22 protein-coding genes and 1 tRNA gene are annotated in these 25,394 nt (G+C 39.1%); 16 read left to right on the forward strand and 7 right to left on the reverse strand.

What is annotated here, in order from left to right:
- The 6 genes from ACSHZO_RS14440 (at window position 1) to ACSHZO_RS14465 (ending at window position 7,499) form a co-directional block, all read left to right on the forward strand.
- The gene (locus ACSHZO_RS14440; protein ID WP_298248136.1) at window positions 1-1,314 is read left to right on the forward strand and encodes an amidohydrolase family protein; all 1,314 of its coding nucleotides are present in this window, start codon (window positions 1-3) and stop codon (window positions 1,312-1,314) included.
- Window positions 1,315-1,425: 111 nt separating this feature from the next.
- Entirely contained in the window at window positions 1,426-2,238 is an 813-nt protein-coding gene (locus ACSHZO_RS14445) for a TrmH family RNA methyltransferase (protein WP_298248135.1), read from the forward strand.
- Entirely contained in the window at window positions 2,231-3,487 is a 1,257-nt protein-coding gene (locus ACSHZO_RS14450; protein WP_435067342.1) for a M48 family metallopeptidase, read from the forward strand. Before ACSHZO_RS14445 ends, ACSHZO_RS14450 begins: the two co-directional genes overlap by 8 nt.
- Window positions 3,488-3,522: 35 nt before the next feature.
- Complete coding sequence (locus ACSHZO_RS14455) at window positions 3,523-5,733, forward strand: RelA/SpoT family protein (RefSeq protein WP_298248134.1); 2,211 nt, start codon at window positions 3,523-3,525, stop codon at window positions 5,731-5,733.
- Window positions 5,734-5,756: 23 nt separating this feature from the next.
- Window positions 5,757-6,212 carry a Fur family transcriptional regulator gene (locus tag ACSHZO_RS14460; protein WP_141878269.1) on the forward strand — a complete coding sequence of 152 codons (456 nt, stop codon included), beginning with the start codon at window positions 5,757-5,759 and terminating at the stop codon, window positions 6,210-6,212.
- A 12-nt stretch (window positions 6,213-6,224) separates the two neighbouring features.
- The gene (locus tag ACSHZO_RS14465; protein ID WP_298248133.1) at window positions 6,225-7,499 is read left to right on the forward strand and encodes an adenylosuccinate synthase; all 1,275 of its coding nucleotides are present in this window, start codon (window positions 6,225-6,227) and stop codon (window positions 7,497-7,499) included.
- A 344-nt stretch (window positions 7,500-7,843) separates the two neighbouring features.
- On the opposite strand, the gene ACSHZO_RS14470 is transcribed toward ACSHZO_RS14465, so the two are convergent.
- Entirely contained in the window at window positions 7,844-8,716 is an 873-nt protein-coding gene (locus ACSHZO_RS14470; protein ID WP_298248132.1) for a ferritin-like domain-containing protein, read from the reverse strand.
- Between the two features lie 26 nt (window positions 8,717-8,742).
- On the reverse strand, window positions 8,743-9,549 hold the full coding sequence (locus tag ACSHZO_RS14475; RefSeq protein ID WP_295181537.1) for a ferritin-like domain-containing protein: 807 nt from the start codon (window positions 9,547-9,549) through the stop codon (window positions 8,743-8,745).
- Between the two features lie 279 nt (window positions 9,550-9,828).
- Between ACSHZO_RS14475 and ACSHZO_RS14480 the strand changes: the two genes are divergently transcribed.
- The 8 genes from ACSHZO_RS14480 to ACSHZO_RS14515 all read left to right on the forward strand — a co-directional run bounded on the left by ACSHZO_RS14480 (window position 9,829) and on the right by ACSHZO_RS14515 (window position 19,953).
- A complete protein-coding gene (locus ACSHZO_RS14480) occupies window positions 9,829-11,568 on the forward strand; it encodes an OstA-like protein (RefSeq protein ID WP_298248182.1) in 1,740 nt (579 codons plus the stop codon).
- A complete protein-coding gene (locus ACSHZO_RS14485) occupies window positions 11,565-12,764 on the forward strand; it encodes an aspartate aminotransferase family protein (RefSeq protein ID WP_298248131.1) in 1,200 nt (399 codons plus the stop codon). Before ACSHZO_RS14480 ends, ACSHZO_RS14485 begins: the two co-directional genes overlap by 4 nt.
- A gap of 88 nt (window positions 12,765-12,852) precedes the next feature.
- Window positions 12,853-14,250: a tetratricopeptide repeat protein gene (locus ACSHZO_RS14490; RefSeq protein WP_298248130.1), complete on the forward strand. Its 1,398-nt coding sequence runs from the start codon at window positions 12,853-12,855 to the stop codon at window positions 14,248-14,250.
- A gap of 39 nt (window positions 14,251-14,289) precedes the next feature.
- Complete coding sequence (locus tag ACSHZO_RS14495) at window positions 14,290-15,228, forward strand: DUF368 domain-containing protein (RefSeq protein WP_298248129.1); 939 nt, start codon at window positions 14,290-14,292, stop codon at window positions 15,226-15,228.
- Entirely contained in the window at window positions 15,215-16,231 is a 1,017-nt protein-coding gene (locus ACSHZO_RS14500; protein ID WP_298248128.1) for a DUF368 domain-containing protein, read from the forward strand. The genes ACSHZO_RS14495 and ACSHZO_RS14500 overlap by 14 nt, the downstream gene beginning before the upstream one ends.
- Window positions 16,228-16,956 (forward strand): shikimate dehydrogenase family protein, encoded by a 729-nt coding sequence (locus ACSHZO_RS14505; RefSeq protein ID WP_298248127.1) that lies wholly within the window; start codon window positions 16,228-16,230, stop codon window positions 16,954-16,956. The genes ACSHZO_RS14500 and ACSHZO_RS14505 overlap by 4 nt, the downstream gene beginning before the upstream one ends.
- A 115-nt stretch (window positions 16,957-17,071) precedes the next feature.
- The gene (locus ACSHZO_RS14510) at window positions 17,072-19,348 is read left to right on the forward strand and encodes a DUF349 domain-containing protein (RefSeq protein WP_298248126.1); all 2,277 of its coding nucleotides are present in this window, start codon (window positions 17,072-17,074) and stop codon (window positions 19,346-19,348) included.
- A 218-nt stretch (window positions 19,349-19,566) separates the two neighbouring features.
- Window positions 19,567-19,953 carry a hypothetical protein gene (locus tag ACSHZO_RS14515; RefSeq protein ID WP_298248125.1) on the forward strand — a complete coding sequence of 129 codons (387 nt, stop codon included), beginning with the start codon at window positions 19,567-19,569 and terminating at the stop codon, window positions 19,951-19,953.
- Window positions 19,954-20,420: 467 nt separating this feature from the next.
- Here ACSHZO_RS14515 and mazG read toward each other — a convergent pair whose 3' ends face one another.
- The 5 genes from mazG to ACSHZO_RS14540 form a co-directional block, all read right to left on the reverse strand.
- On the reverse strand, window positions 20,421-21,194 hold the full coding sequence (gene mazG / locus ACSHZO_RS14520; RefSeq protein ID WP_298248124.1) for a nucleoside triphosphate pyrophosphohydrolase: 774 nt from the start codon (window positions 21,192-21,194) through the stop codon (window positions 20,421-20,423).
- A 62-nt stretch (window positions 21,195-21,256) separates the two neighbouring features.
- On the reverse strand, window positions 21,257-21,658 hold the full coding sequence (locus tag ACSHZO_RS14525; RefSeq protein ID WP_298248123.1) for a lipocalin family protein: 402 nt from the start codon (window positions 21,656-21,658) through the stop codon (window positions 21,257-21,259).
- A 92-nt stretch (window positions 21,659-21,750) separates the two neighbouring features.
- A tRNA-His gene (locus tag ACSHZO_RS14530) sits at window positions 21,751-21,826 on the reverse strand.
- A gap of 60 nt (window positions 21,827-21,886) precedes the next feature.
- Window positions 21,887-22,603, reverse strand: coding sequence for a bacillithiol biosynthesis deacetylase BshB1 (bshB1, locus tag ACSHZO_RS14535; RefSeq protein ID WP_298248122.1), 717 nt, complete (start codon window positions 22,601-22,603; stop codon window positions 21,887-21,889).
- 6 nt (window positions 22,604-22,609) lie between these two features.
- Entirely contained in the window at window positions 22,610-23,758 is a 1,149-nt protein-coding gene (locus ACSHZO_RS14540) for a trans-sulfuration enzyme family protein (protein WP_298248121.1), read from the reverse strand.
- 168 nt (window positions 23,759-23,926) lie between these two features.
- On the opposite strand from ACSHZO_RS14540, the gene ACSHZO_RS14545 reads away from it, so the two are divergent.
- Both ACSHZO_RS14545 and ACSHZO_RS14550 read left to right on the forward strand, forming a co-directional pair.
- Window positions 23,927-24,973: an NAD(P)-dependent alcohol dehydrogenase gene (locus ACSHZO_RS14545; protein WP_298248120.1), complete on the forward strand. Its 1,047-nt coding sequence runs from the start codon at window positions 23,927-23,929 to the stop codon at window positions 24,971-24,973.
- A 2-nt stretch (window positions 24,974-24,975) separates the two neighbouring features.
- A complete protein-coding gene (locus ACSHZO_RS14550; protein ID WP_298248119.1) occupies window positions 24,976-25,353 on the forward strand; it encodes a PH domain-containing protein in 378 nt (125 codons plus the stop codon).
- The last annotated feature ends 41 nt before the right edge of the window (window positions 25,354-25,394 follow it).

The raw sequence follows: 25,394 nt of genomic DNA on the forward strand, positions 1-25,394 counted from the left end.
ATGAAAAAATTAAATTTATTTATAGGATTGCTGAGCTTACTTTGCTGCGGAAATAGTTTTGCACAGCAAACCCCGGCACCAGAACAGGCGGAAGCGATTAGCATTGTTGGTGCTACCGCTCATATTGGAAATGGTGAGGTAATCGAGAATAGCCTGATCATTCTTGAGGATGGCAAAATTACTGAGATCATAGCCGCAGATCTTACGAAAAGACAATATCCAGGTAAACAGATCGATGCTACAGGAAAACATGTATATCCAGGAATTATCGCTCCGAATACCACGCTTGGACTGGTAGAGATCGCTTCTGTAAAAGCTACGGAAGATCAGGATGAAATGGGTGACATGCTTCCCAATGTAAGAAGCCTGATCGCCTATAATACAGAAAGTAAGATCGTAGAATCCATGAGACCCAACGGTGTACTTCTGGGACAGGTGGTTCCAAGAGGCGGATTGATCTCCGGAACATCTTCCATCGTACAATTTGATGCATGGAACTGGGAAGATGCAGCTGTAAAAGCTGATGATGGCCTTCATATCAACTGGCCAGATTCTTTTAGACGTGGTCGTTGGTGGAGAGGTGAAGACCCGGGACTTAAACCTAATAAGGAGTATACCGAAGAAATTCAGAAGTTATCTGATTTCTTCGCTTCCTCGAAAGCTTACTTAAATGGTGATAGAAATGACCAAAACCTGCCATTTTTAGCCATGGAAAAAGTTTTTAGCGGAGATAAAAAGGTATTTATACACGCTAATGGTGAAAAAGAAATCCTCGATATTATTCAGTTCAAAAAGGAAAATGAGCTTTCTTCTGTAGTAATTGTTGGAGGTTACGACGCGCTTGCGATCGCTTCAGATTTAAAAAATGCAGAGATCCCGGTTTTGGTAAACAGACCACACAGCACTCCAGATAATGCTTACGAAGATTACGACCAGCCATATAAACTGGCAAAATTACTGTATGATGCAGGAGTCGTGGTTGGATTGGAAAGCAGCGGACAAATGGAACGTATGAATACCAGAAATCTACCTTTCTATGCTGGAACGGTAGCTGCATTTGGGATGGACAAAGAAGATGCTCTAAGTCTTATTACTGCCAACAATGCTAAGATCCTTGGAATTGATAGTGATTACGGAACTCTTGAAAAAGGGAAATCTGCAACCCTGTTCATTTCTGAAGGTGATGCACTGGATATGCGTACGAATATTCTATCTCATGCATTTATAGACGGAAGGGAACTAAGCCTGGAGACACATCAAACTGAACTTTGGAAACGCTATTCCAAAAAATACAGCGAGCAGGAATCCAAGTAATTAAACTAATTTCAAATTTTCCCGAAGGACTGGAATGGAAATGCTGCGAAGCTTCCACTCTACTCTTCGGGCAACTTTTTTTATGCCTAATATCTACTTACTTTTGTGGTTATGTTGAAAAAGATCACCAGTCTGCAGAACAAGGAAGTGAAGTGGCTGCTTCAATTGCAGGAGAAATCAAGAATTAGAAGAAAGGAAAATACATTTCTTGTTGAGGGCTTGAGGGAAACAAGTCTTGCCGTAGCGCATCACTATGAACTGCTTCACCTTTATTATGTTCCTGAAAAGATAGCATTTCAGGAGGTGCTTGATCTTGTAAAGAAAGGCGATCAACATACAGAACAGATCACTGAACTTTCCCAGGAAGTATACGAGAAAATCGCTTATAGAGGTAGTACCGAAGGAGTTATCGCCGTTTTTCGTACACGTGACAATAAACTGGAAGATTTAGACTTCAGATCAACCTCTCCTTTGATATTGGTCGCTGAAGCACCGGAAAAACCAGGAAATATTGGCGCTATTCTAAGGACTGCTGATGCTGCTGCGGTAGACGCGGTCATTATTGCAAACCCTAAAACAGATCTCTATAATCCAAATATCATCAGGAGTAGCGTAGGTTGTGTTTTCACTAACAAAATAGCCACCGGGGAAACTTCAGAAATAATAGAATTTCTTCGGAATAAGAATATTCATATTTATGCAGCCATTTTACAGGCCGCCAAACCTTACCATGAAGTTGATTTAAAAGGACCAACCGCAATCGTCGTGGGAACCGAAGCCACAGGGCTTAGCGAAGAATGGCGCGAACATTCTCTTCAGAATATCATCATTCCCATGCAGGGTGCTATCGATAGTATGAACGTATCGGTCGCAGCTGGTATTCTCATTTTTGAAGCACGAAGACAACGTGGCTTTAATGTTTAAACTTTATAATTTGCAAGCTGAAACTCTTTATTATATCATCCTTGGAGTCGTGATCGCTGATTTTCTTTTCGACACCCTCCTTGATGCGTTGAATGCCAAACATTTCGATGACCCTATACCCGCGGAACTGACAGATGTGTACGATGATGAGAAGTACGAAAAGTCTCAGGAATACAAAAAAGAACGTTTTAAGTTTGGCCTGCTCTCCTCTGGTTTTTCAGTAATTCTTACGATACTTTTTCTGGTTTTCGAAGGCTTTGCCGCGGTAGATGTTATTGCACGTGAGTTTTCAAGCAATCCTATTGTGATAGCTCTTATATTCTTCGGCATCATCATCATTGGCAGTGACCTGCTTACAACCCCTTTTTCCTGGTATAGCACCTTTATAATTGAAGAAAAATATGGATTTAATAAGACCAGTACTAAAACGTTTGTAATAGATAAATTAAAAGGTCTTTTGATGACCATGATCGTAGGCGGCGGGATCTTGGCATTGATCATCTGGTTCTATCAAATTGCAGGAGAAGATTTCTGGTGGTACGGTTGGATAGTAGTATCTGTCTTCGCTGTTTTCATGAATATGTTCTATGCAAAATTGATCGTTCCACTTTTTAACAAGCAAACCGCTCTGGAGTCAGGTAGTTTGAGAACTAAAATCGAAGCTTATACGCAAAAAGTAGGATTCCAGCTGGATAATATCTTTGTGATCGATGGCTCCAAACGTTCCACTAAAGCCAATGCTTATTTTTCCGGTTTTGGTTCAGAAAAAAGAATTACTTTATATGACACTTTGATCAATGATCTGGATGAAGAAGAGATCGTTGCAGTCCTGGCACACGAGGTTGGTCATTATAAAAAGAGACATATTGTGTTCAATTTAATTGCTTCAATAGCTACTACTGGATTCACCTTATGGCTGCTATCCTTGTTCGTAGGTAGTCCCGTACTATCTTCAGCATTAAGTGTAAGCGATCCAAGTTTTCATATTGGCCTGATTGCCTTCGGAATATTATATAGTCCGATTTCAGAAGTAACCGGTCTTGTTATGAATTACATTTCCAGAAAGTTTGAATACCAGGCTGATGATTATGCGAGTAAAACCTACAACGCACAATACCTGATAAGTAGTTTAAAAAAGTTATCCGGAAATACATTGAGCAACTTAACTCCTCATAAAACCTATATTTTCGTACATTACTCACACCCGAGTTTACTGCAAAGATTTCAGAATTTGAAGGCAGGTATTTAGTTGTTTACTTTTTATCTTAATTGTACTTTTAACTTATGACCGAGGCTGCGATAGAAAAAGAGAACAAGCAAATTGCAAGGCAATACAAGGAATTGCTACGCATAAGCTACCAAACCCTTTCCGAAGATGACAAGAAACTCATTCGAAAGGCGTTTGATACTGCGGTAGACGCACATAAGGATCAGCGCAGAAAATCTGGTGAAGCGTATATTTTCCATCCAATAGCGGTCGCGAAAATAGTAGCTTCGGAAATTGGACTGGATGCAACTTCGATCGCTGCTGCACTTTTGCATGATGTGGTGGAAGACACGGAATACACGCTTTTAAACATAGAAAAAATGTTTGGTGAAACCGTGGCCAAGATCGTAGACGGACTCACCAAGATTTCCAGCCTTAAAAAAGATAAGGATGTTTCGCTGCAGGCAGAAAACTTCCGTAAAATGCTGCTTACACTCAACGATGATGTTCGCGTTATCATCATCAAGATCGCAGACCGCTTACATAATATGCAAACAATGGATGCCATGCGTCCTGATAAGCAGATTAAAATTGCTTCGGAAACCTTATATATTTATGCTCCTCTCGCACACAGGATTGGACTTTACAACATAAAAACCGAATTGGAGGATCTTGGTCTAAAGTATACAGATCCTGAAGTATACCACGATATCTTAACGAAAATCAAGGAAAGTAAGGAAGATCAGGATATTTATATCAAGGCGTTCAGCCGTGTGATCGAAGATTCTCTTGACAAGGAATCGCTTGACTATAGTATAAAAGGGAGACCAAAATCCATCTATTCCATCAACCGGAAGATCCAGACTCAGAATATTAGTTTTGACGAGATCTATGATAAGTTCGCGATCAGGATTATTTATAAAAGTGAACCATCACAGGAGAAATTCCTGGCCTGGAAGATCTATTCCATAGTGACCGATCATTTCCGTCCCAACCCTACTAGACTAAGAGACTGGATCTCATCTCCAAAATCTACAGGATATGAAGCTCTGCATATTACTGTAATGGGACCAAAAGGCAGATGGGTGGAAGTACAGATTCGAAGTGAACGAATGAATGAGATCGCAGAGAAAGGATATGCTGCTCACTATAAGTACAAACAGGGAGATGACAATAAAGAGGAACGAGGTTTTGAAGAATGGGTAACCAGACTTCAGGAAGCACTTGAAAATCCAGATGTGAATGCCGTTGACTTTGTAGAACAGTTCAAACTTAACCTGTATTCAAAAGAGATTTTTGTTTTTACACCTCAGGGAGATCTTAAATCTCTTCCGAAGGGATCCACACCATTAGACTTTGCTTTCAGCATTCATACAGAAATTGGATTGCGAACTCGAGGTGCTCGTGTAAATAGCAAACTGGTTCCTTTAAGTCACGAATTAAAAAGTGGCGACCAGGTGGAAATCATCACTTCAGATAATGCTCAGCCTAATGTGAACTGGCTGGATTATGCAACTACCGCAAGAGCCCGGGCAAAGATCAAATCATCCTTGAAAGATGAGAAGAAAGAGATCGCAGAAGAAGGAAAAGCTGTGCTGGCCAGGAAACTAAAAGCACAGAAGATTCAGTTTAATGAGAAGTCTATCAATGAACTTGTGGTATTCTTTAATCTGAAAACGAGTCTTGATCTTTTTTATCGCGTAGGTATTGGAAAGATCGACAATCAGTTGCTTAAGGATTTCGCAAATTCCCGAAGCAATTCTCTGGTTAGCTATTTCAAAAGTAAGATCAAAAAACCACAGGTAGCAGCCGATATTAATAAGGATGAGATCACTGCTAAGTATGACCAACTGGTGTTTGGTAAGGAAGAAGAGAAACTGGATTATAAATTAGCGAATTGCTGTAATCCTATTCCGGGAGATACTGTATTTGGATTCATTTCTGTAAACGACGGCATTAAGGTTCATAAGAAAGATTGTCCAAATGCATTGCAACTACAATCCAATTACGCCTACAGGATCATCCAGGCGAAATGGATTGACAGTTCTCAACAGGATTTCCAGTCGGTCATTAAATTACAGGGAATTGATAATCTTGGATTGGTAAGTGAGATAACTAAAGAGATCTCAAGTAACATGGGTGTGAATATGAAAAACCTGAATTTTGACAGTTCAGATGGTATTTTCAATGGAAGAATTACGCTGGTGGTGAAGAACAATAATAACCTGAATACGATCATCCAGCGACTGAAAAAAATTAACGGCATAGACAAGGTAAGCCGTGAATAAACTTTTACCTTTGCAAGGCAATTATGAGCAAAAAAGTCGTAAATAAAAACGATCAGGCGGTCGTAAAAAACGTTTTCACGAAGTATCTTGAAGACAAGGGACATCGGAAAACACCCGAACGTTTCGCTATTCTTCAGGAGATCTACAATTCTGAAGATCATTTCGATATTGAGTCTTTGTATATCATGATGAAGAACAAAAAATATCGGGTGAGCCGGGCAACACTATACAACACGATCGAACTCCTACTGGAGTGCGGACTGGTTAGAAAACATCAGTTTGGGCAGAATCAGTCACAATACGAGAAATCATATTTTGACCGGCAGCACGATCATATCATACTTACAGATACAGGAGAAGTTATTGAATTCTGCGATCCAAGGATACAAAGTATTAAGCAAACGATCGAGGAAGTTTTTGATATTGAAATCAATAAACACTCCCTGTATTTCTACGGAAACAAAAAATCAACCAACTAAGTTTAAGAATTCATGGCTGTAGATTTACTACTAGGTCTTCAATGGGGTGACGAAGGAAAAGGCAAAATTGTCGATGTACTTACCTCCAAATACGATATCATTGCCAGATTTCAGGGTGGTCCAAATGCAGGACATACTTTGGAGTTTGATGGGCAAAAACACGTTTTACACACGATACCATCAGGTATATTTCATGATGATAGCATCAATCTTGTTGGAAACGGCGTAGTGATAGACCCGGTAATCTTTAAAAAAGAACTGGACAATCTTGCCAAACATGGAATAGATTATAAGTCTAAACTATTAATCTCCAGAAAGGCACATCTTATTCTTCCAACCCATAGATTGCTTGACGCTGCTTCGGAAGCTTCAAAAGGCAAAGCTAAAATTGGATCTACTTTAAAAGGAATTGGTCCAACTTACATGGATAAAACCGGTAGAAATGGTTTACGTGTAGGAGATCTGGAAATGGCCGACTGGCAGGATTGCTATCGTGCACTTGCAGACAAGCATGAGAAGATGATCGCATTCTATGATGTGGATGTACAGTACGATCTGAAGGAACTTGAAAAAGAATTCCGTACTGCGATTGAAACTTTGAAAGAACTTACTTTTATTGACAGTGAGGATTACCTTCACAAGTCTATGAAAAACGGAAAATCAATCCTTGCTGAAGGTGCCCAGGGCTCTTTACTGGATATTGATTTTGGAACATACCCATTTGTAACCTCTTCCAACACTACTGCGGCCGGTGCATGTACCGGGCTTGGAGTAGCACCACGCGAGATCGGGGAAGCATTTGGAATATTCAAAGCCTATACCACCAGAGTTGGTAGTGGCCCTTTCCCTACCGAACTTTTCGATGAGACAGGAGAAAAGATGGGACGAATAGGTAATGAATTTGGAGCTACTACAGGACGAAAGAGAAGATGTGGATGGCTGGATCTGGTTGCATTGAAATATGCGGTCCAGGTGAATGGAATCACCCAGTTGATTATGATGAAAGGTGACGTACTTAGTGGTTTTGATACTTTAAAGGTATGTACCGCCTATAAATACAAAGGTGAAACTATTGATCATCTACCATTTAATATAGAACCTGAAAATCTTGAACCGGTCTATACCGAAATGAAAGGCTGGAAAGAAGATCTTACTAAAATGACAGATGCCAACACGCTTCCAAAAGAATTCAACGACTACGTTGAGTACCTTGAGCGAGAACTGGAAACACCAATTACCATTGTATCGGTAGGTCCAGACAGAAGTCAGACGATTCAAAGAAGCTAATACAAAGTTATTTTATATATCAAAAAGCCCCTGTGTGGGGCTTTTTTTGTTTTTTATTTCTACAAGATAATTATTGAAATGGTTCCGTTTAACATCGTATAATTTGATAATCTTTTTCATCAAGCCTATCCTAATTGTTCAACTACGGGTAGCTGAAAGCAAAGCTTAATTACTAAATTTAAAGGTTTATTTATTCAAGGATTTATTCAAAGCGGATAATATTATTCTCGAATCACTGCTATATTCGCTTACTCATAGACTTACTCAGATTACAAAAATAAAATTATAGCATAAAAAAAAGCCCCCTAATTGGGGCTTTTTCTATTCGGTAGTATTGAATTAGTTTAGCTATCTGAGTCAGAATCTGAATCAGAATCACCTGATACTATAAATAAACTTGCAATATTAGTAGCGGTCTCAGCATTAATTGGCTCATCAAACGCTTGAGAAACAGCTTCGGCTGCATCACCAACAAGTGGGGAATCTCCGTAATCGTACCCTACAAGATCAATATCTGCCTGAGTTGTTACTTCTTCACCATCATATACAGCCTGAGTAGCTTCCGGCATACCTTCACCTCTGTTATTTAATGTAATCCAACCTTCAAGTCCGCGAATTCTTCTAATTTCAGAAGCATGACGCGCTTCTACGGAGTGAATTTGAAGAGCTGGCTCTAAAAATGGAGTTCCCATAAGATTTGCAGCCTGCCCTTTGTAGGCTCTAACTCCAGTATCTTCGAAAGCCTGAGCTAACGCAAGTAATTGTGCATAAGCTGTAGCCTCTCCAATACCATTATCGTTAAAAGGATCAAAGTCGCCACCAGCCGTAAAGTCAAAGTTTGGCTTGGGCACTGGAGTTGCTCCAACTCCTTCTAATCCTGCCACTAGGAAATCCACGTGTGCCGACTCATGCTTAGAAATTTGCATATATACCGTTTCTGGTCTACCTGAAGGTAGCACACCCGATTCCAATGCTTTTAAATAAAATTCGGCTTCTAGATATTCCAAGGTTAATGCTAATTGTAAGGCATCTACCGCTGGATTTCCACTGTCCTGAAACATTGCATTAGCTTTTGTACTAGCCAATCCAAAAGGAACAGCAGCCATTGCCGCCTTCTTTCCGAAAGAACCTAGGGTACTAAACATCTCCCTACGTGAAGAAGATTTCGTCGTTAGTTTTTCAGATGAAAATTCATCCAATAATTTTATTATACTCATAATGTTTTTTTTTAGATTTTAATAGATTACGCTCCAGTCATTGGTTCAGGCAGCTCATTAGCTGTGAAATCAGTTACAATAAATCCACCTGCAATGTCAAATACTTCTGCTGGATCGTAAGCAAGATCTAAACCTGTATCTGTAGTAATAACGTCATCACCTGCGAAATCTGCAGAGTCTGGATTAATTAATGATCTAATAGCAGACGCGTGTCTAGCCTCTACTGATACAATTTTACCAGCTAATAATAGGTAAGCAGGATCAGCAATACGATCTCCAGCACCATTGTATGCTCCGACTCCAGTATCCTCAAGTGCCATTGCAGTTGCTAGTACCTGATCTCTACTAGACAAATCAACAGAACTTAAATCAAATTCCAAATCCGGCAACATTGCCTCCGGAGTATCAACGGTTGCTGCGGCTATAGCTGTTCTAAAAAATTCTCTGTGTATAACTTCATGGTTGTAAAGATCATCCATTAGATCTTTTTCTTCTTGTGGAGCGCCTGCATAATAGTCACCACCTCTTACAGCAGTATAAAATGCAGCTTCCAATTGCTCTAAAGCATATGCGTAATTAAGAATACCCAAATCTCCGCTTCCTAGATCAAATACTGCATCTACTGGTGGCTCTGTTGGATCCGGATCCACTGGATCTGGTCCTCCTACATCTCCGCCTGGGTTGAATAAATCATCATCGCTACATCCGTACAGTAAAAAACTGGAACCGGCTATACCGAGACCACCTAATTTAATGAACTTCCTACGCGAATTCTTGTTCGAATTTTTCGGTGATGCATCAACTACATCTACCTTCACTAAGGGTTTTTTCATGATTAAAATTTTAGTTTCTATGGAAACTTACGAAGGGAAAGGCAATTCAGTTTTAATCCAATCGTTAAGGTTGTCTTAAAAGCCTTAAAATTTTGAAAGCTTTAAGAAATTTGATAAAATCAAGATTTTATTTTAAGACAAATTAGCATACCTGATCTTACCACACCACGTTTATGTATAAAATTAAGGGCATATAAATTTTGAGTACTTTTGAAAAAAATATCTGCATTGCGAAACATCTTTAGCGTACTTCTTTGTGTGATCTTCTTTCAGGTAGGAATGGCACAAAATAGTCAGGAAATCAACTATGAATCTGATAGAACTTTAAAAAATGAAGCCAGGTATCCTGGGGCTCTTATATTGAGTAAAATCGATAACCAGGTATATTTTGATCACGATGGAATCGAAGTCTGGTGCGATAATGCTGTTTTTTATAAAGAAGCCAATTTCTTCAAGGCATATGGTAATATTCGAATGCAGCAGGGCGATAGTGTAAGTATGACCAGCAACTATGCTGAATATAATGGTGATACCGAATTTGCATTTGCCAGCGGAAAAGTATTAATGAAAAGACCTCAAACCACCCTTGAAACCGACAGTTTGTTCTTTGACAGACTGAAACAGGAAGCATACTATAGAAGTGGCGGAAAGGTTCGGGATACTGCGAGTGTCCTTACCAGTAGGATTGGCCGCTATTATATGGAACAAAACAAATACAGTTTTGTTGATGAAGTAGTAGTAACTAACCCGGAATATACTATAAACTCTGAACAACTTGATTTTTATTCTGAAAGTGGTTACGCTTACTTATATGGACCTTCAACAATTAAAAGTGAAACCAGCACTGTTTACTGCGAACGCGGATTTTATGATACCAGAGCAGATAATGGTTATTTTGTGAAAAACTCCAGGATAGATTATGAAAACCGAGTCCTAAAGGGTGACAGTCTGTATTTCGATCGTGAAACCAGTTTCGCTTCTGCCACAAATAATATACAGGTCATCGACACTATAAACCAAAGCAAAGTAACCGGTCATTATGCTGAAGTTTATAGGGATAAAGATTCTGTTTTTATAACCAAAAGAGCACTTGCCGCAAGCTTACAGGAAAGAGACACCCTGTTTATCCATAGTGATACCATTATGATCACTGGGAAACCTGAACATAGAATTATTCGTGGTTTTTATGACGTTCGAATTCTAAAAGAAGATCAAACCGGTGAAAATCCAATGAGCGGGCGTAGTGATTCAATTTACTCAGATCAACAAAACGGACTTTCAAAATTGATCAATCTTGGTCGTTTTGGTGATAAAAAACCTGTTTTATGGTCGGGGCTCAATCAAATGAGTGGTGATAGCATTCACCTTCAATCCAATCCTGAAACTGAACAACTGGATAGTCTGCTGGTATTTGACAATGCTTTTTTAATTCAGAAGGATACCATAGAAGGATACAACCAGTTGAAAGGAAAGATTCTCACAGGATATTTTGAAGATAATCAACTACGGGAAGTTATTATTGATAAGAACACTGAAACTCTCAATTATTTGAGAAACGATGAGGGCGCCCTTATATCGATTAATAAAACACTAGCCAGTTATATACGTATCCTGTTTCAGAATCAGCAGATCGAATTCATAGATTATTTAAACGCTGTCCAGGGTAAAATGCCTCCGGAAGATGAAGTTCCTCAAAACCAAAGAACCTTAGCTGGTTTTAACTGGCGCGGTGATGAAAGAATCACTTCGAAAGATGGACTATTTGAAGGTAAACCTGTACCGGAACTTACCAAGATCAAAGGTATCGAAATGCCTGAAGCTCCTGAGGAATTTTTTGAAGAACGCGAGAAGGACGACCTCCTACTGGATCAAAATTCCAGACTCAAACCAGAAATTCTAAAGAATAGAGCTAAAGATTCTCTGAAGTATAAAAATGAAAAGGTTCAGGATTCACTTAAGGACGCTATTGAACCAATTGCAAAACCTGTAAAGGACACTCTAACTGGCAACCAGGAATGAAAGAAGATTTTCTAAAGTTTCAGGCCCAAACCACTCCTCACCCACTGGCATTAGAAGTAGAAAGTGCTACCGGTAGTTATATAAAGACAAGTGACAGCAAAGAATACCTTGATTTCGTTGCTGGCGTATCTGCCTGTACTCTTGGTCACTCTCATCCTGCAGTGGTAAATGCTATCAAGGAGCAGGCTGAGAAATATCTGCATGTCATGGTCTATGGCGAATATGCACAGGCTCCGGCAGTAGAGCTTAGTAAATTACTTGCTGAAAATTTACCTGGCTCGCTCTCTAAAACCTATCTCGTAAATAGTGGAACTGAGGCGATCGAAGGTGCACTAAAACTGGCCAGAAGGGCTTCTGGAAGAACAGGGATCATTGCTGCAAGGCACGCCTACCATGGTAATACGATGGGCTCCTTAAGTCTGATGGATTTTGAAGAAAGGGTAAAGGTTTTTAAACCTTTGATAGGAGATGTTTCATTTATAGAATTCAACTCCACGGATGACCTTTCAAATATCAACGAACATACAGCATGCGTAATTCTGGAGACAATCCAGGGTGGAGCCGGATTTATTCAGCCTGTAGATGATTATCTTCTGAAAGTAAAAAAACGTTGTGAAGAAGTAGGCGCATTACTTATTCTTGATGAGATACAACCTGGTTTTGGAAGGACCGGTAAATTATTTGGATTCGCAAATTTCGGACTTGTTCCTGATATCCTGGTAATGGGAAAAGGAATGGGCGGAGGATTGCCAATTGGAGCTTTTACAGCTTCAGAAGAGGTCATGGATCTACTTATGGATAATCCTAAACTTGGACATATCACAACATTTGGCGGCAATCCTTTAATTGCTTCAGCAGCACTTGCTACTTTAAAAGAACTCCTTAGCACAAACCTTATTTCTGAAACACTACAAAAGGAAAAGCTCTTCAGAAAACATTTAGAACATCCGCTCATTGAAGAAGTTAGAGGAAAAGGCTTAATGCTGGCAATCATATTAAAGTCTGCCGAAATTGCAGACCAGCTGGTGCTTAGAGCTAAAGATGAACAATTGATCTTATTCTGGTTATTGTTCGAAAAGCGAGCCGTAAGGATCACTCCGCCCCTGACAATATCTTCTGAAGAAATTTTGAAAGGATGTGGCATTATTGTTGACATACTGGAAGAGTTAAATAGTAATATTGAAGCTGTTAATTAATTTGTTAACAACAATGCTAGCGGGCGTACCTATTGCCCTTATTCCTTTTTAACTTTAATAACAGTAGAAATCCCATAATCACTCTCTTATGCAATTGAGCCATAACGAAGAAGATAATTTCTCTCTTGATCGCTTCGAATCCATGCTAAAGACCAATGACGTTCTTTTCTTCGATTCAAACGAATTTGAGAATATCATCAACCATTACATGGAGAATGGCAAGATAGCTCTTGCTAAAAAAGCGGTGAAATTGGGTCTCGCCCAGCATCCTACTTCAGTAAATCTAAGATTATACAAAGTTGAGATTCTGGTTTTTGAAGACAAACTGGATCTTGCAGACAGTATACTTAATGAGTTGAAGAATCTGGAATCTTCCAACGAAGAGATCTACATTCAAAAAGCTCAGATCTATTCTAAGCGAGATATGCATGCTGAAGCAATTACCATGCTGGAAGCAGCTTTGGAGATCACGCTTGAAGATGCAGAAATATTTTCGCTCATCGGGATGGAATATCTGTTTCTTGAGGATTTTGAAAATGCGAAATATAGCTTCATGAAATGCCTTGAGGCAGATGATGAAGATTACTCCGCACTTTATAACATCATGTATTGCTTCGATTTTCTTGAACAGAAAGAGGAGGCTATTGATTACCTGAATCTATATCTGGACAAACACCCGTATTGCGAAGTAGCCTGGCATCAGGTTGGAAAGCAATATTTTGACTTGAAGAACTACTCTAAAGCACTGGCAGCATTTGATTTTGCCATTATTAGTGATGACAGGTTCGTGGGAGCTTACCTGGAAAAAGGAAAGGTTCTTGAGAAATTAAAACGTTACAATGAGGCCATCGAAAACTATAATATCACCTTGGAACTCGATGATCCTACATCTTTCGCATATTTAAGAATTGGTAAATGCTTCGAAAAACTTGGTTGTGATGATTTTGCGATCAAAAATTACGAGCAAACTGTGCACGAAGATCCTTTACTTGACAAAGGCTGGATCGCGATTACCGATTTCTATTTCAAAAAATTAAACTTCCCAAAGGCTTTATATTATATCAATAAAGCGATCAATATAGACGAGGAAAATGTTCTTTACTGGAAACGTTACGCAAAAATCAACAGTAGGCTGAATTTCCCGGAAGAAGCTGAGCAAGGCTATAAAAAAAGTCTTGAGTTGGGAAATTACGAATTAGAGACCTGGATTAGAAGATGTGATATCCTGATTGGACTGGGAGAATATGAAACTGCAATTTCCAGCATGATGCAGGCTCTGGAATTTTACCCGGGTACTGCGGAAGTCGAATATCGTCTTGCCGGTTTATATTTCAATACAAACAATGGTGACAAAGGCTATTTTCATTTGAATAATGCCTTGAAAACCGACTCAGAATATTACATCATCATAGAAGAACTTTTCCCGAATATTTTTGAGCGAAAAAGCATCAAACAAATTATAAATTCCTTCGTAAAGCTCTCTTAGTAATTTTGCTACCTTTGAGCAAAATCATAAAATTCTAAGATGCAACGCAGTTTAGTGGACTATCTAAAGATAAGCCTTAAAGGAATGGCTATGGGAGCCGCAGATGTTGTTCCCGGAGTCTCCGGCGGTACTATCGCATTTATTTCAGGTATATACGAAGAGTTGATCACCACCATTGGTGGAGTCAATCTTGGTTTGCTTTCCACCTGGAAGGCAAATGGCTTTAAAGCCATGTGGGAAGAGCTGAATGGTAATTTCATTGTAGCTCTTTTTGCAGGAATTCTCGTTAGCATATTTAGTGTAATGCGTGTTGCAAATTACTTGCTCGAGAATCATCCGGTTCTAATCTGGTCCTTTTTCTTCGGCCTTGTGGTTGCCAGTATTTGGTTTGTAGGTAAACAAATCCCAAAGTGGACCTGGAAGATCGTTTTAGCGCTGGTAATTGGTGCAGCAGTTGCGTTCTATATCGTTAGCCTGCCACCACTTTCTGCCAGTAATTCCTATTTGTTTTTGTTCTTTGCCGGAGCACTTGCCGTATGCGCAATGATCCTGCCTGGAATTTCAGGCGCTTTTATTCTGGTATTGCTAGGTGCTTATAAGTCTATTACAGAAGCAGCTCATGATTTTGACCTAAAGACAATAGGTATTGTAGGTGTTGGAGCAGTTTTTGGATTGCTTACATTTTCAAAGATTCTGAAATGGCTATTCGTTCATTACAGTAGTATTACCCTCGCAGTTCTTACCGGCTTTATTGCTGGTTCACTGAACAAGATCTGGCCGTGGAAAGAAACTCTGGAAACCGCGATGTATGGTGAAAAAGAGGTTGTTCTTAAGGAAGCTTCAGTATTGCCATGGAATTTCGACGGAGATCCACAAACATTTTGGTCTGTCGCACTTATGCTGGCCGGGTTTTTCCTTATTTTAGGTCTGGAAATGCTAGCCGGTAATAAACCTGAAAATGCCAATGCAGCAGACTAGGACCTTCACAGATAAGTTCCTGCTGATTCTAAAAGGTCTGGCTATGGGCGCTGCGAACAAAGTTCCTGGCGTGTCTGGTGGCGTTGTTGCCTTTGTTGCCGGATTCTATGAAGAGTTCATCTATTCATTACAAAAAGTAAACTTCAAAGCCTTTAAGCTTTTGATCTCTGGTAGATTCAGAAGCCTTTATCATTATATCAACGGGAAATTTTTATTCCTGTTAATTCTTGGGATGCTCATTAGCTATTTTAGTGTTTCCAAGATCCTGGATTATCTCATTATACACTACGAACTATACGTGTGGTCGGCTTTCTTCGGAATGATCATTGGTTCTATTTATTACATTAGTAAGGACTTTGAAGACTGGGATCGTAATTCCATTGTATTTGCAGTACTCGGGATCATTGCCGGAATAGCAATTAGTTTCCTGGAACCTGCAAGAGAAAACGACAATCTCTGGTTTGTATTTATCTGCGGAATGATAAGTGTGTCGGGCATGACCCTTCCGGGTCTCTCAGGCAGCTTTATTTTGATTCTGGTGGGGAATTATGTCCTGTTGCTGGTAGACTCTGTTAATGCGCTCTATGATACGATGGCAGACATTCTATTGATGGACTTCTCCTGGACTGGAAATGCGGAAAGAATTCAAATGCTTAAAGTATTGGGGGTCTTCGCCATTGGGTCTCTGGCCGGACTGGTTTCATTATCTCATTTGCTGGGATACGTACTCAAGACAAGAAAAAGAGAAACTTTTGCAGTCATCATTGGTTTCATCACGGGCTCCCTTGGAGTTGTATGGCCATGGAAGGAGAAAGTATACAAAATTGGAGAACAGGGTAAAGTTCTTATCGATAGGAACGGAAATAAGGTGATCGACAACTACGATCGATACTGGCCACAATTCGATCAGGTAGAAACTTTCGCGGCAATCTTCTGTATAGGAATAGGAATTAGCATTGTACTTGGACTCGCCTGGTACGAAAAAATTACTTCGGAAAAATGAGAACTTTTGGACTCGTTGGAAAAGACATAGATTATTCCTTTTCCAGAAACTACTTCAGCAAGAAATTCAGCAATAAAAATATCGATGCCAGGTATATTAATTTCGACCTTGAAAGCATTGATCAGTTTCCTGAAATTTTTAAAACTACTGAAGTTTCCGGATTGAACGTAACCATCCCCTACAAGGAAAAAGTAATTCCATTTCTAGATCATCTTGACTCTGAAGCGCAGAAAATTGGCGCTGTGAATACCATTAAAATTTCTGAAAACGGTGAGCTCACCGGCTATAATACAGATCATTTTGGTTTCAAAAAAGCACTAGAGAATCACTTGGAAAGTTTCCATAACTCTGCTCTTATTCTGGGAACCGGAGGAGCTTCAAAAGCCGTCGCTTATGCTCTTGACAAACTGTCAGTTCCCTACCAGTTTATCTCAAGAAATTCTTTGGAAAACACGCTTTCATATAGTGAACTAAGCATTGAAGTCATAAGTAGTAACAAACTGGTAATTAACACAACACCTTTAGGAACTTCTCCAGAAACCGAACTTTATCCTGATATTCCTCTTGAGGGTATTTCAGGCCAGCATATCATCTTTGATCTTATCTATAATCCTGAAGAAACCAGGCTCATCAAGCTAGCTTCTGAACGTGGTGCAAAAACCCTAAACGGTTATAGAATGTTAGAACTTCAGGCTGAAAAAAGCTGGTCCATCTGGAATTCTTAATCCGACTCTCAAAGCTTTATTCAATTTATAAATAGAATCATTCCCTTGTCCAATTTTAGTGGAGTTGTTATCTTTCAGAATAATTCGATTTTGAAGAACCCTAACATTGAAAGATATGTCCACTACAGAAAATGAGAACAAGAAAAATGAAATGTCTGAGAACCATGAAAAGGACTCCAAGAAGACCTCCGGTTCCACAGATCATTCTTTGAATGACCCGAACGAAAACTCTGAAAAACTTCAGCAGGAAACTGAACGAAAAGGTAATGTCGGGACCGATCATGAAGATGCAATCGTTCATGAATCTGCTTCAGGGAAGGCGACTTCAGATCAAAAGAAAATAGAAAAAGCAGATCCAGATAAAGATCCGTATACGGCCATGGAAGGAGACGGAGATACTTATCCTGTGAAAAAGAACAAGGAATCTGTAGAACCGGAAAACAAATCTATTCGAAAAGTTTCGGAATCTACAGATCATGAAGATGCGATCGTTTCAGAATCTGAGAGCAGGAAAATGGCGGCAAATACGGAAGAACAGGATGAAGATCTTGATAGTGATATTGGTGAAGCAGTTGTTGGGGAGAATCAGAAAGGCAGCGAGAGTCATGAGGAAGACATGGAGAACTCTGTTGCTGAAGAAAGTGAAGATGAAAGTGCTGGTGAACGACACACTATAGAGAAGAAGGATTACCATTCCATGAGTAAGGAAGCTCTTGTAGAGGAACTGGAAAGACTGCTGAAAACCGAGAAGGTTCAGGCGATCAAAGAACACGTGCAGGAGATCAGAACCGAATTTAATGCCAAATTCGACGAGGAAATGGAAGAGAAAAAGGAAGAGTTTCTTGCTGAAGGTGGCAATATAATTGACTTCCACTACTCTACTCCACTTAACAAACAATTCAGTTCAACATACTTCGATTATCGTGAGAAGCGAAATGACTATTATAAACGCCTGAAGAAAGATCTCAATCAAAACCTGAATATACGTTTAGAGCTTATTGAGGAATTGAAGGGACTTCTGGGAGTTGAAGAAAATATCAATACGACTTATAATCATTTCAAGGAAATTCAGGATAAATGGCGTACCGCCGGACCTATTCCAAGAGATCGTTATAATAATGTATGGAACACTTACCATCATCATGTGGAAAACTTCTATGATTTTTTGCATTTAAACCGGGAATTCAGAGACCTGGATTTTAAACATAATCTAGAGCAAAAACTTAAGGTTATAGACCGTGCTGAAGAATTAGCGCAGGAAAAAGACACGAATCGTTCTTTCCGGGAGTTGCAGATGCTGCATAAAATGTGGAAGGAAGAACTTGGACCTGTAGCGAAGGAGTATCGGGAAGACATCTGGAAGCGATTTAGCGCTGCCACAAAACAAATTCACGACAAGCGCCAGGCATATTTCTCTCAGCTTGATGAACAGTACGAGAAGAACTGGGAGACAAAAAGAGATATCATTATCAAGATCAAGGAAATTGCAGAACAGGATTTTGATAGCCACAACAAATGGCAGCAAAGCATAAAGCAAATTGAAGCTCTACGTGAAGAATTCTTCAAGGCCGGCAAAGTTCCAAGAAATAAGAACCAGGAAACCTGGAATGAATTCAAGGAGCATGTTCGTAAATTCAATCGTAAGAAAAATGCGTACTATAAGAATTTAAAGAAGGTGCAATACGATAATCTTGAGCAGAAGAAAGAACTTATTAAGATTGCAGAAGACAATATGGATAGTGATGACTTTAAAACGGTCACACCGCTCATGAAGAAAATCCAGAACGATTGGAAGAAAGTTGGACATGTACCCCGAAAGGATAGTGATAAGGTCTGGAAACAGTTTAAAAAGGCCTGTAATCATTATTTTGATCGCATGCACGCCCAGAAAAATGAAGAGAATAAGGATGAAGTAGAAGCTTTCGAAAAGAAAAAAGCCATATTGGATGAAGTAAAATCTTTGGACCTAGATGGCACTAAGAAGGAAAACCTTGCCACTATTAAAGATAAAATCAACTCCTGGAAGGAAGTGGGTCGGGTACCCTATAACAAAAGATTTATAGAAGGAAAGTTTAATAAAGCGCTGGATCAACTTTTCAAGAAGCTTGATGTTGACAACACCAAGGCAGAGATGATGAAGTACGAGAATAAGATCCAGGCCCTTGATGACGCTGATGATGACAAGAAGATCAGGAATGAACACTATTTTCTTACCAAGAAGATCGAAGAGACCAAGGCAGAGATCAGGCAACTAGAGAACAATTTACAGTTCTTCAGCAATGTAGATGATGATAATCCACTTGTACAGGATGTGCACAAGAATATCGCTCAGCACAAAGCCGACCTGGAAGTATGGCAGGAAAAACTTGCCAAAATTAAAACCTTGTATTAGGAAGAGTTCGATACTATAGCCTGTATTATTCTTTATGATCGGAAAAGCTTAAGAACTTTTCGTGATAAAAGTTTACAGGCTATAGTTATTCAGAGTTAAGTAAATCTTATTAGTGCGATTCGTTATATAATTATATAAAATAAGATCGTTTAATTATAAAACGGACTCCTATCAATCTTACCTAAAAATTTAACTATTAATTCAATACTAACTTACTTTTGAAATATCTTAAAATTGCTGTTATATTATTACTCATTACAAACAGTGCTTGCGCCCAAGAACACCAGACAAAAGATGAGTTAGCAAAACAGATTATCGGTTCTTGGCATCTAGAAAACAGTTCTGAAGACAGATTAACTTTTTTTAAAGACGGAACTTTAGAAAGATCTATTGAAAATGGATCAATCTCATCCAACAAATATGAAATTACTAAAGACTGTGATGGAGAGAAACTCTCCGATAAAGATTTCTTTTTAAAAATAATAGATGAAAATGGAATTTCCTCCTGTGCCTACATAGAAGGTATAAATTATGATGAAAATGGAATTTTCTCATTGATGACAAAAAACCAAGGTAAAATCATAGTTTATAGGAAAGATCAATAATCCGTGAAATAAAACTTTCAACAACAACGGATAATTGACAATAGCCGGCATCGTAAGTAAGAAAATAATTATCTTGACCAACAAACCAATACTAAGCCGACAAATCCGCGTCCCTTATTCCGCTAATTATCAATAAATTATACCGTTAAACATAGGAGTATCGTAACATGACTCGTTATCTCGAGTTTATTACGCTATTTTAGAGAGTTATTATCTTTTCTAAATTGCATTAAGAGTTGACGGATAGCTATCTAAATCGCTTCGGAAGTAGTTGCTCGTAACGGCCAGAGATATTTCGGCGCTGTTACTAAAGCCCTATGCAATCAACACTAAATAAAATTCCGGGGTGATCTGAAAATTTTCGTGAAATCTGAAAGTTTGAAAAATACCAATTCTAATAAACTTTGTTTTTCATTTCTGAAAACTACTTTTGATGGATAAGATGACCACGCATATGTATCGATACTTTAAACTTTTTTAGCTTCGTTCCAGAATACATCCATTTCCGCAAGGCTCATATCTTTTAGCGCTTTACCCTGCTCTGCCGCTTTGCCTTCCAGATACTGAAAACGTTTTATGAATTTTTTATTGGTACGTTCTAAAGCATTTTCAGGATTCACTTTCAGAAAACGTGCATAGTTGATCATAGAAAACAGTACATCACCAAATTCTGCTTCAATTAGATCACTGTTATTCTCAGTTACTTCATCTTCCAACTCCTTGAGTTCTTCCTGAAGCTTTTCGAATACCTGTTTGGGTTCTTCCCAGTCAAACCCAACTCCTGCAACCTTATCCTGTATCCTATTGGCTTTGACCATTGCCGGCAATGATCTGGGCACTCCTTCGAGAACACTTTTCTTGCCTTCTTTTAATTTCAGGTTTTCCCAATTCCGCTTAACTTCCTCCTCATCTGCAACGATCACATCCCCGTAGATATGAGGATGCCGGTCTATAAGTTTATCACATATGCCATTCGCAACATCTGCAATGTCAAAATCATTAGTTTCACTTCCAATCTTTGAATAAAACACAAGGTGTAATAAGACGTCTCCTAACTCTTTCCGAATCTCCTCCATGTCTTTGTCCAGAATGGCATCGCCAAGCTCGTAGGTTTCTTCAATGGTAAGATGACGCAATGATTCCATGGTTTGTTTACGATCCCAGGGACATTTTTCCCGGAGCTCATCCATAATGGTTAATAATCTGTCAAAAGCCTTTAGTTGATCTTGCCTGGAATTCATACTGAAATACGATTTTTTCAAAAGTAATATATCAAAACCGTATGATGAACATGAACTGAATTTTATTGCTTACGATATCTGTAGATACAAGCTTCTATACAACCTATGTAACTTATCTCCATTTCGCTTTCAGTAATGCTAACTACCCTAAAGGAGCGCATACTTTCCGTGTCATTCGTGCAAGTGAATGAAAGTGTGTTTTCATCAAGATTGAGATTATAGGTTCCTGTTGGACATTCACCCTGGGTAGCATTAAAATTACCATTTGGAAAAAATGTATATTCTGTACCGTTTTCAACGGTTTGCCAGGTTGTCTCACCGCCTGGACTTACATATGCATGTGTCATTTTCCAGGTTCCTGAAAGACTATCTACAGTAAGATCTACAATTAACAGGCTGTCATCACTACTGCTACAACTACTCAACGAAATGGCTGCGACGAAAAGAAGTATTAATTTTCTCATTTTTCAATTGATTTGATTCAATAATTAGATGCAAATAACTGAGAAAGGTTGCGTAAACAAAAAAAGCTTCTCATTTCTGAGAAGCTTTATGAGGGTGGAAGACCGGTTTCGAACCGGCGACCTCCGGAACCACAATCCGGCGCTCTAACCAGCTGAGCTACAACCACCATTTGATTAGCGGTTGCAAATGTAAGTTATTTGTACATTTCAGCAAAGAAAAATTTTCAATTAAATAAGGTCAAATACAGAATCCACTGCTACATAACGATCTACATTATAACCTTCGGCATGTTCAGTATTAATAAGCCTTCCCATATCCTGTGCCCGGTAAGTAATGCTATCCAGGAAGTTACTGCTTGAAATTGGAGTTTCAGGCTCTTTACTATCTTCACTATAGAATTGCGACCTGTAAGCTTTTACCGAATCAATTTTTTTATCCAGAAAGCCTGTAATATCCACTACAAAATCTGGTTTTAGATTCTTCCATTGGATATAATGAAAAACATGCATTGGTCGCCATGCGTTCTGGCTATCACCATTCATAATGGTCTCGATCTTACGCAAACCACTTAAAAAACAGGCATCACTTATTAATCTTGCAGCCTTTCCATGATCGATATGCCTGTCATCTACCGCATTACATAGCACAATCTTTGGCTGGTACTTTCTTATCATTTTAATGATCTCCATTTGATGAGAAGCATTGTTTGTGAAAAAAGCATCACTAAATTCCAGATTCTCGCGAACCTCAACTCCTAAAACCTCGGCTGCAGCGGCTGCTTCCTGATCACGAATCTCTGCAGTTCCTCTTGTACCAAGTTCTCCCCTAGTAAGATCAAGAATTCCAACTTTTTTTCCTCGACTAATCTCTTTTGCAATGGTTCCAGCACAACTTAATTCCACATCATCAGGGTGTGCGCCAATCGCAAGTATATCTAATTTCATAAATCTTTATTTGGTATTTGCTATTGCCTGCTCAAGGTCTTGTTTAATATCTTCAAACTCTTCGATACCCACAGAGAATCTCAAAAGATTATCCTTGATCCCTTGCTGTGCTCTTTCTTCCTCAGTCAATAAACCATGACTTGTCTTTGAAGGTAAAAGAATGGTACTTTCCACACCGGCAAGGCTCATGGAGGGTTTTATTAGTTTCAGGGATTTCATAAAATGCTGCACATCGATCTCAGCATTCAGTTCAAAGGACATCATTCCGCCGAAACCAGACATTTGCTTTGCTGCCAGTTCGTGATCTGGATGATCTTTTAAACCAGGATAATAAACATTCGCGACACTGGAATGAGTAGTTAAAAATTCAGCCAGTTGCATAGCATTCGAATTCTGGGCTTTCACACGTAAGCCCATGGTTTTGATACTTCTTTCCAGTAACCAAACCGTATAATCACTTAAGTTTCCACCAAAATTCTTCGCCATTTGAAAGATCTTGTCGATATGTGCTTCTGAACTTATTGCAGTTCCAGCCAGGATATCGCTATGACCTCCCATATATTTCGTTGCAGAGTGTAAAACGATATCTATTCCCAAATCCAAAGGGTTCTGGTTTACCGGTGATGCAAATGTATTATCGATCATACTTACAAGACCATGCTTTTTAGCCAGACCTGCAACTTCTTCGATATCTGTGATCTTCAACAAAGGATTAGATGGTGTCTCGATGTAAATTACCTTCGTGTTTTCCTTGATTTCAGACTCCAATGAAGCTATTGATGAATCTTTGGCGAAAGTATACTCTATTCGGAATTTAGCGAACTCCTCTACTGCAAGGTTACTGGTTCCCCCATAAAGTGCATCTGGAAATACAACGTGATCACCAGACTTCAAAAATGCCATTAATGAAGTGCTGACTGCGGCCATCCCACTACCAAAGATCAAAGCAGCTTCTCCGTGTTCCAGTGCAGCCATCTTTTTAGCAAGGGCTACCTGGTTTGGAGTATTAAAATATCTAGGGTAACGCTTGGTCTCCACGTCCTCAAATGCGTAAGAAGTTGCCATATAAAGTGGAGAAACCGCTCCTTTAAACTGAGTGTCTTCCAGTTCACCAGCATGTGTACATATCGTATTGATTCCTTTAGAATCGCTCATAATTTATAATTCAAAATTGAGCACCTAAGGTACTAAGAATTCTTTGAAAGCAATGGACTACAGGAAACTTGACCTACGTCAATTCAGCGCGTTAAGAATAGTTAAACCTGCATGACACATCACCTGCAGCAGTTATAAATTAAGTAACTTTCAACAAAAGAGAATAAAATGAAAAATGTAAAAGCTTACGGCGCAAAGTCGAATGATGCAGATCTTAACATGATGGAGATCGAACGCAGGGACATTCTTGGAAATGATGTGAAGATCGAAATCGATTATTGTGGAGTTTGTCATAGCGATATACACCAGGTTAGAAATGATTGGGGTAATAGTAAATATCCCGTGGTACCAGGCCATGAAATCATAGGTCGCGTGGTAGAAGTTGGCGCAGACGTAAAAAACTTTAAGGAAGGTGATCTTGTTGGAGTTGGATGTATGGTGGATTCCTGCCAGGAATGTAAATCTTGTGAAGATGGTCTTGAGCAATATTGTGAAAATGGAATGACTGCTACTTATAATGGTAAGGACGAACATTTGGGTGGTCATACTTTTGGTGGATATTCTGAAATGGTGGTAGTCCGCGAAAAATTTGTACTGAAGGTTCCTGAAAACCTGGAGACGAAAGCCGTTGCACCGTTATTATGTGCAGGCATCACAACATGGTCTCCACTTAGACAATGGAATGTAAAGAAAGGTGATAAAGTTGGAGTTGTTGGACTGGGAGGTCTGGGACATATGGGTGTTAAGTTTGCCCACGCGTTGGGAGCTCACGTTGTGATGATCACTACCTCTCCTGCTAAAGCCGAAGATGCTAAATCCCTTGGTGCAGATGAAGTTCTGATCTCTAAGGATGAAGCAGAAATGAAGAAACATGCGAATTCATTCGATTTTATTCTGAATACTGTCCCAGTTGGACATGATACGAATCCTTATGTTGCCTTACTGAAAAGAGATGCGACAATGACCTTAGTGGGTGCGATCGATGAAGTGGATATTCATGGTGGCGGACTTATCATGGGTAGAAAAAGACTTGCAGGCTCATTAATTGGCGGAATCAAGGAAACTCAGGAAATGCTTGATTTCTGTGGAGAGCATAATATTGTTTCAGATATTGAAATGATCGATATGGACTCTATAAATACTGCTTTCGACAGAGTTGTAAAATCTGATGTTAAGTATAGATTTGTAATCGATATGAAATCATTAAAGAATTAATTATGGGTCTACTATCCTCATTGCTTGGTAATGCCGGTGCTATAGAGAATTCAGTTATTCAGGAGAAATACGGCAAGTTGCTAATTGATTCTGAAGAAGTTATTGCTGGTTTTAAGATCATTCGAGATACTTTCATTTTCACTAACAAACGACTAATCATTGTAGATGTGCAGGGATTAACCGGAAGTAAGATTGAATATTTCTCAGTGCTATACAAAAGCATTACACGTTTTAGCGTGGAAACTGCAGGAAGTTTTGATCTGGATGCAGAACTTAAAATCTGGATTTCCGCGGAACAATCACCCAGTATTTCTAAGAAATTCAATAAGAAAGTTGATATCTATGAAGTTCAGAAATTACTTGCTGAGTATACTTTATAGAATAGGATAGTCAGAAATTTAAAAAAAAGCCACTGAGATTC

It is taken from the genome of Christiangramia sp. 3-2217-3z, from assembly GCF_051195275.1.
Classification (GTDB): Bacteria; Bacteroidota; Bacteroidia; order Flavobacteriales; family Flavobacteriaceae; genus Christiangramia; species Christiangramia marina.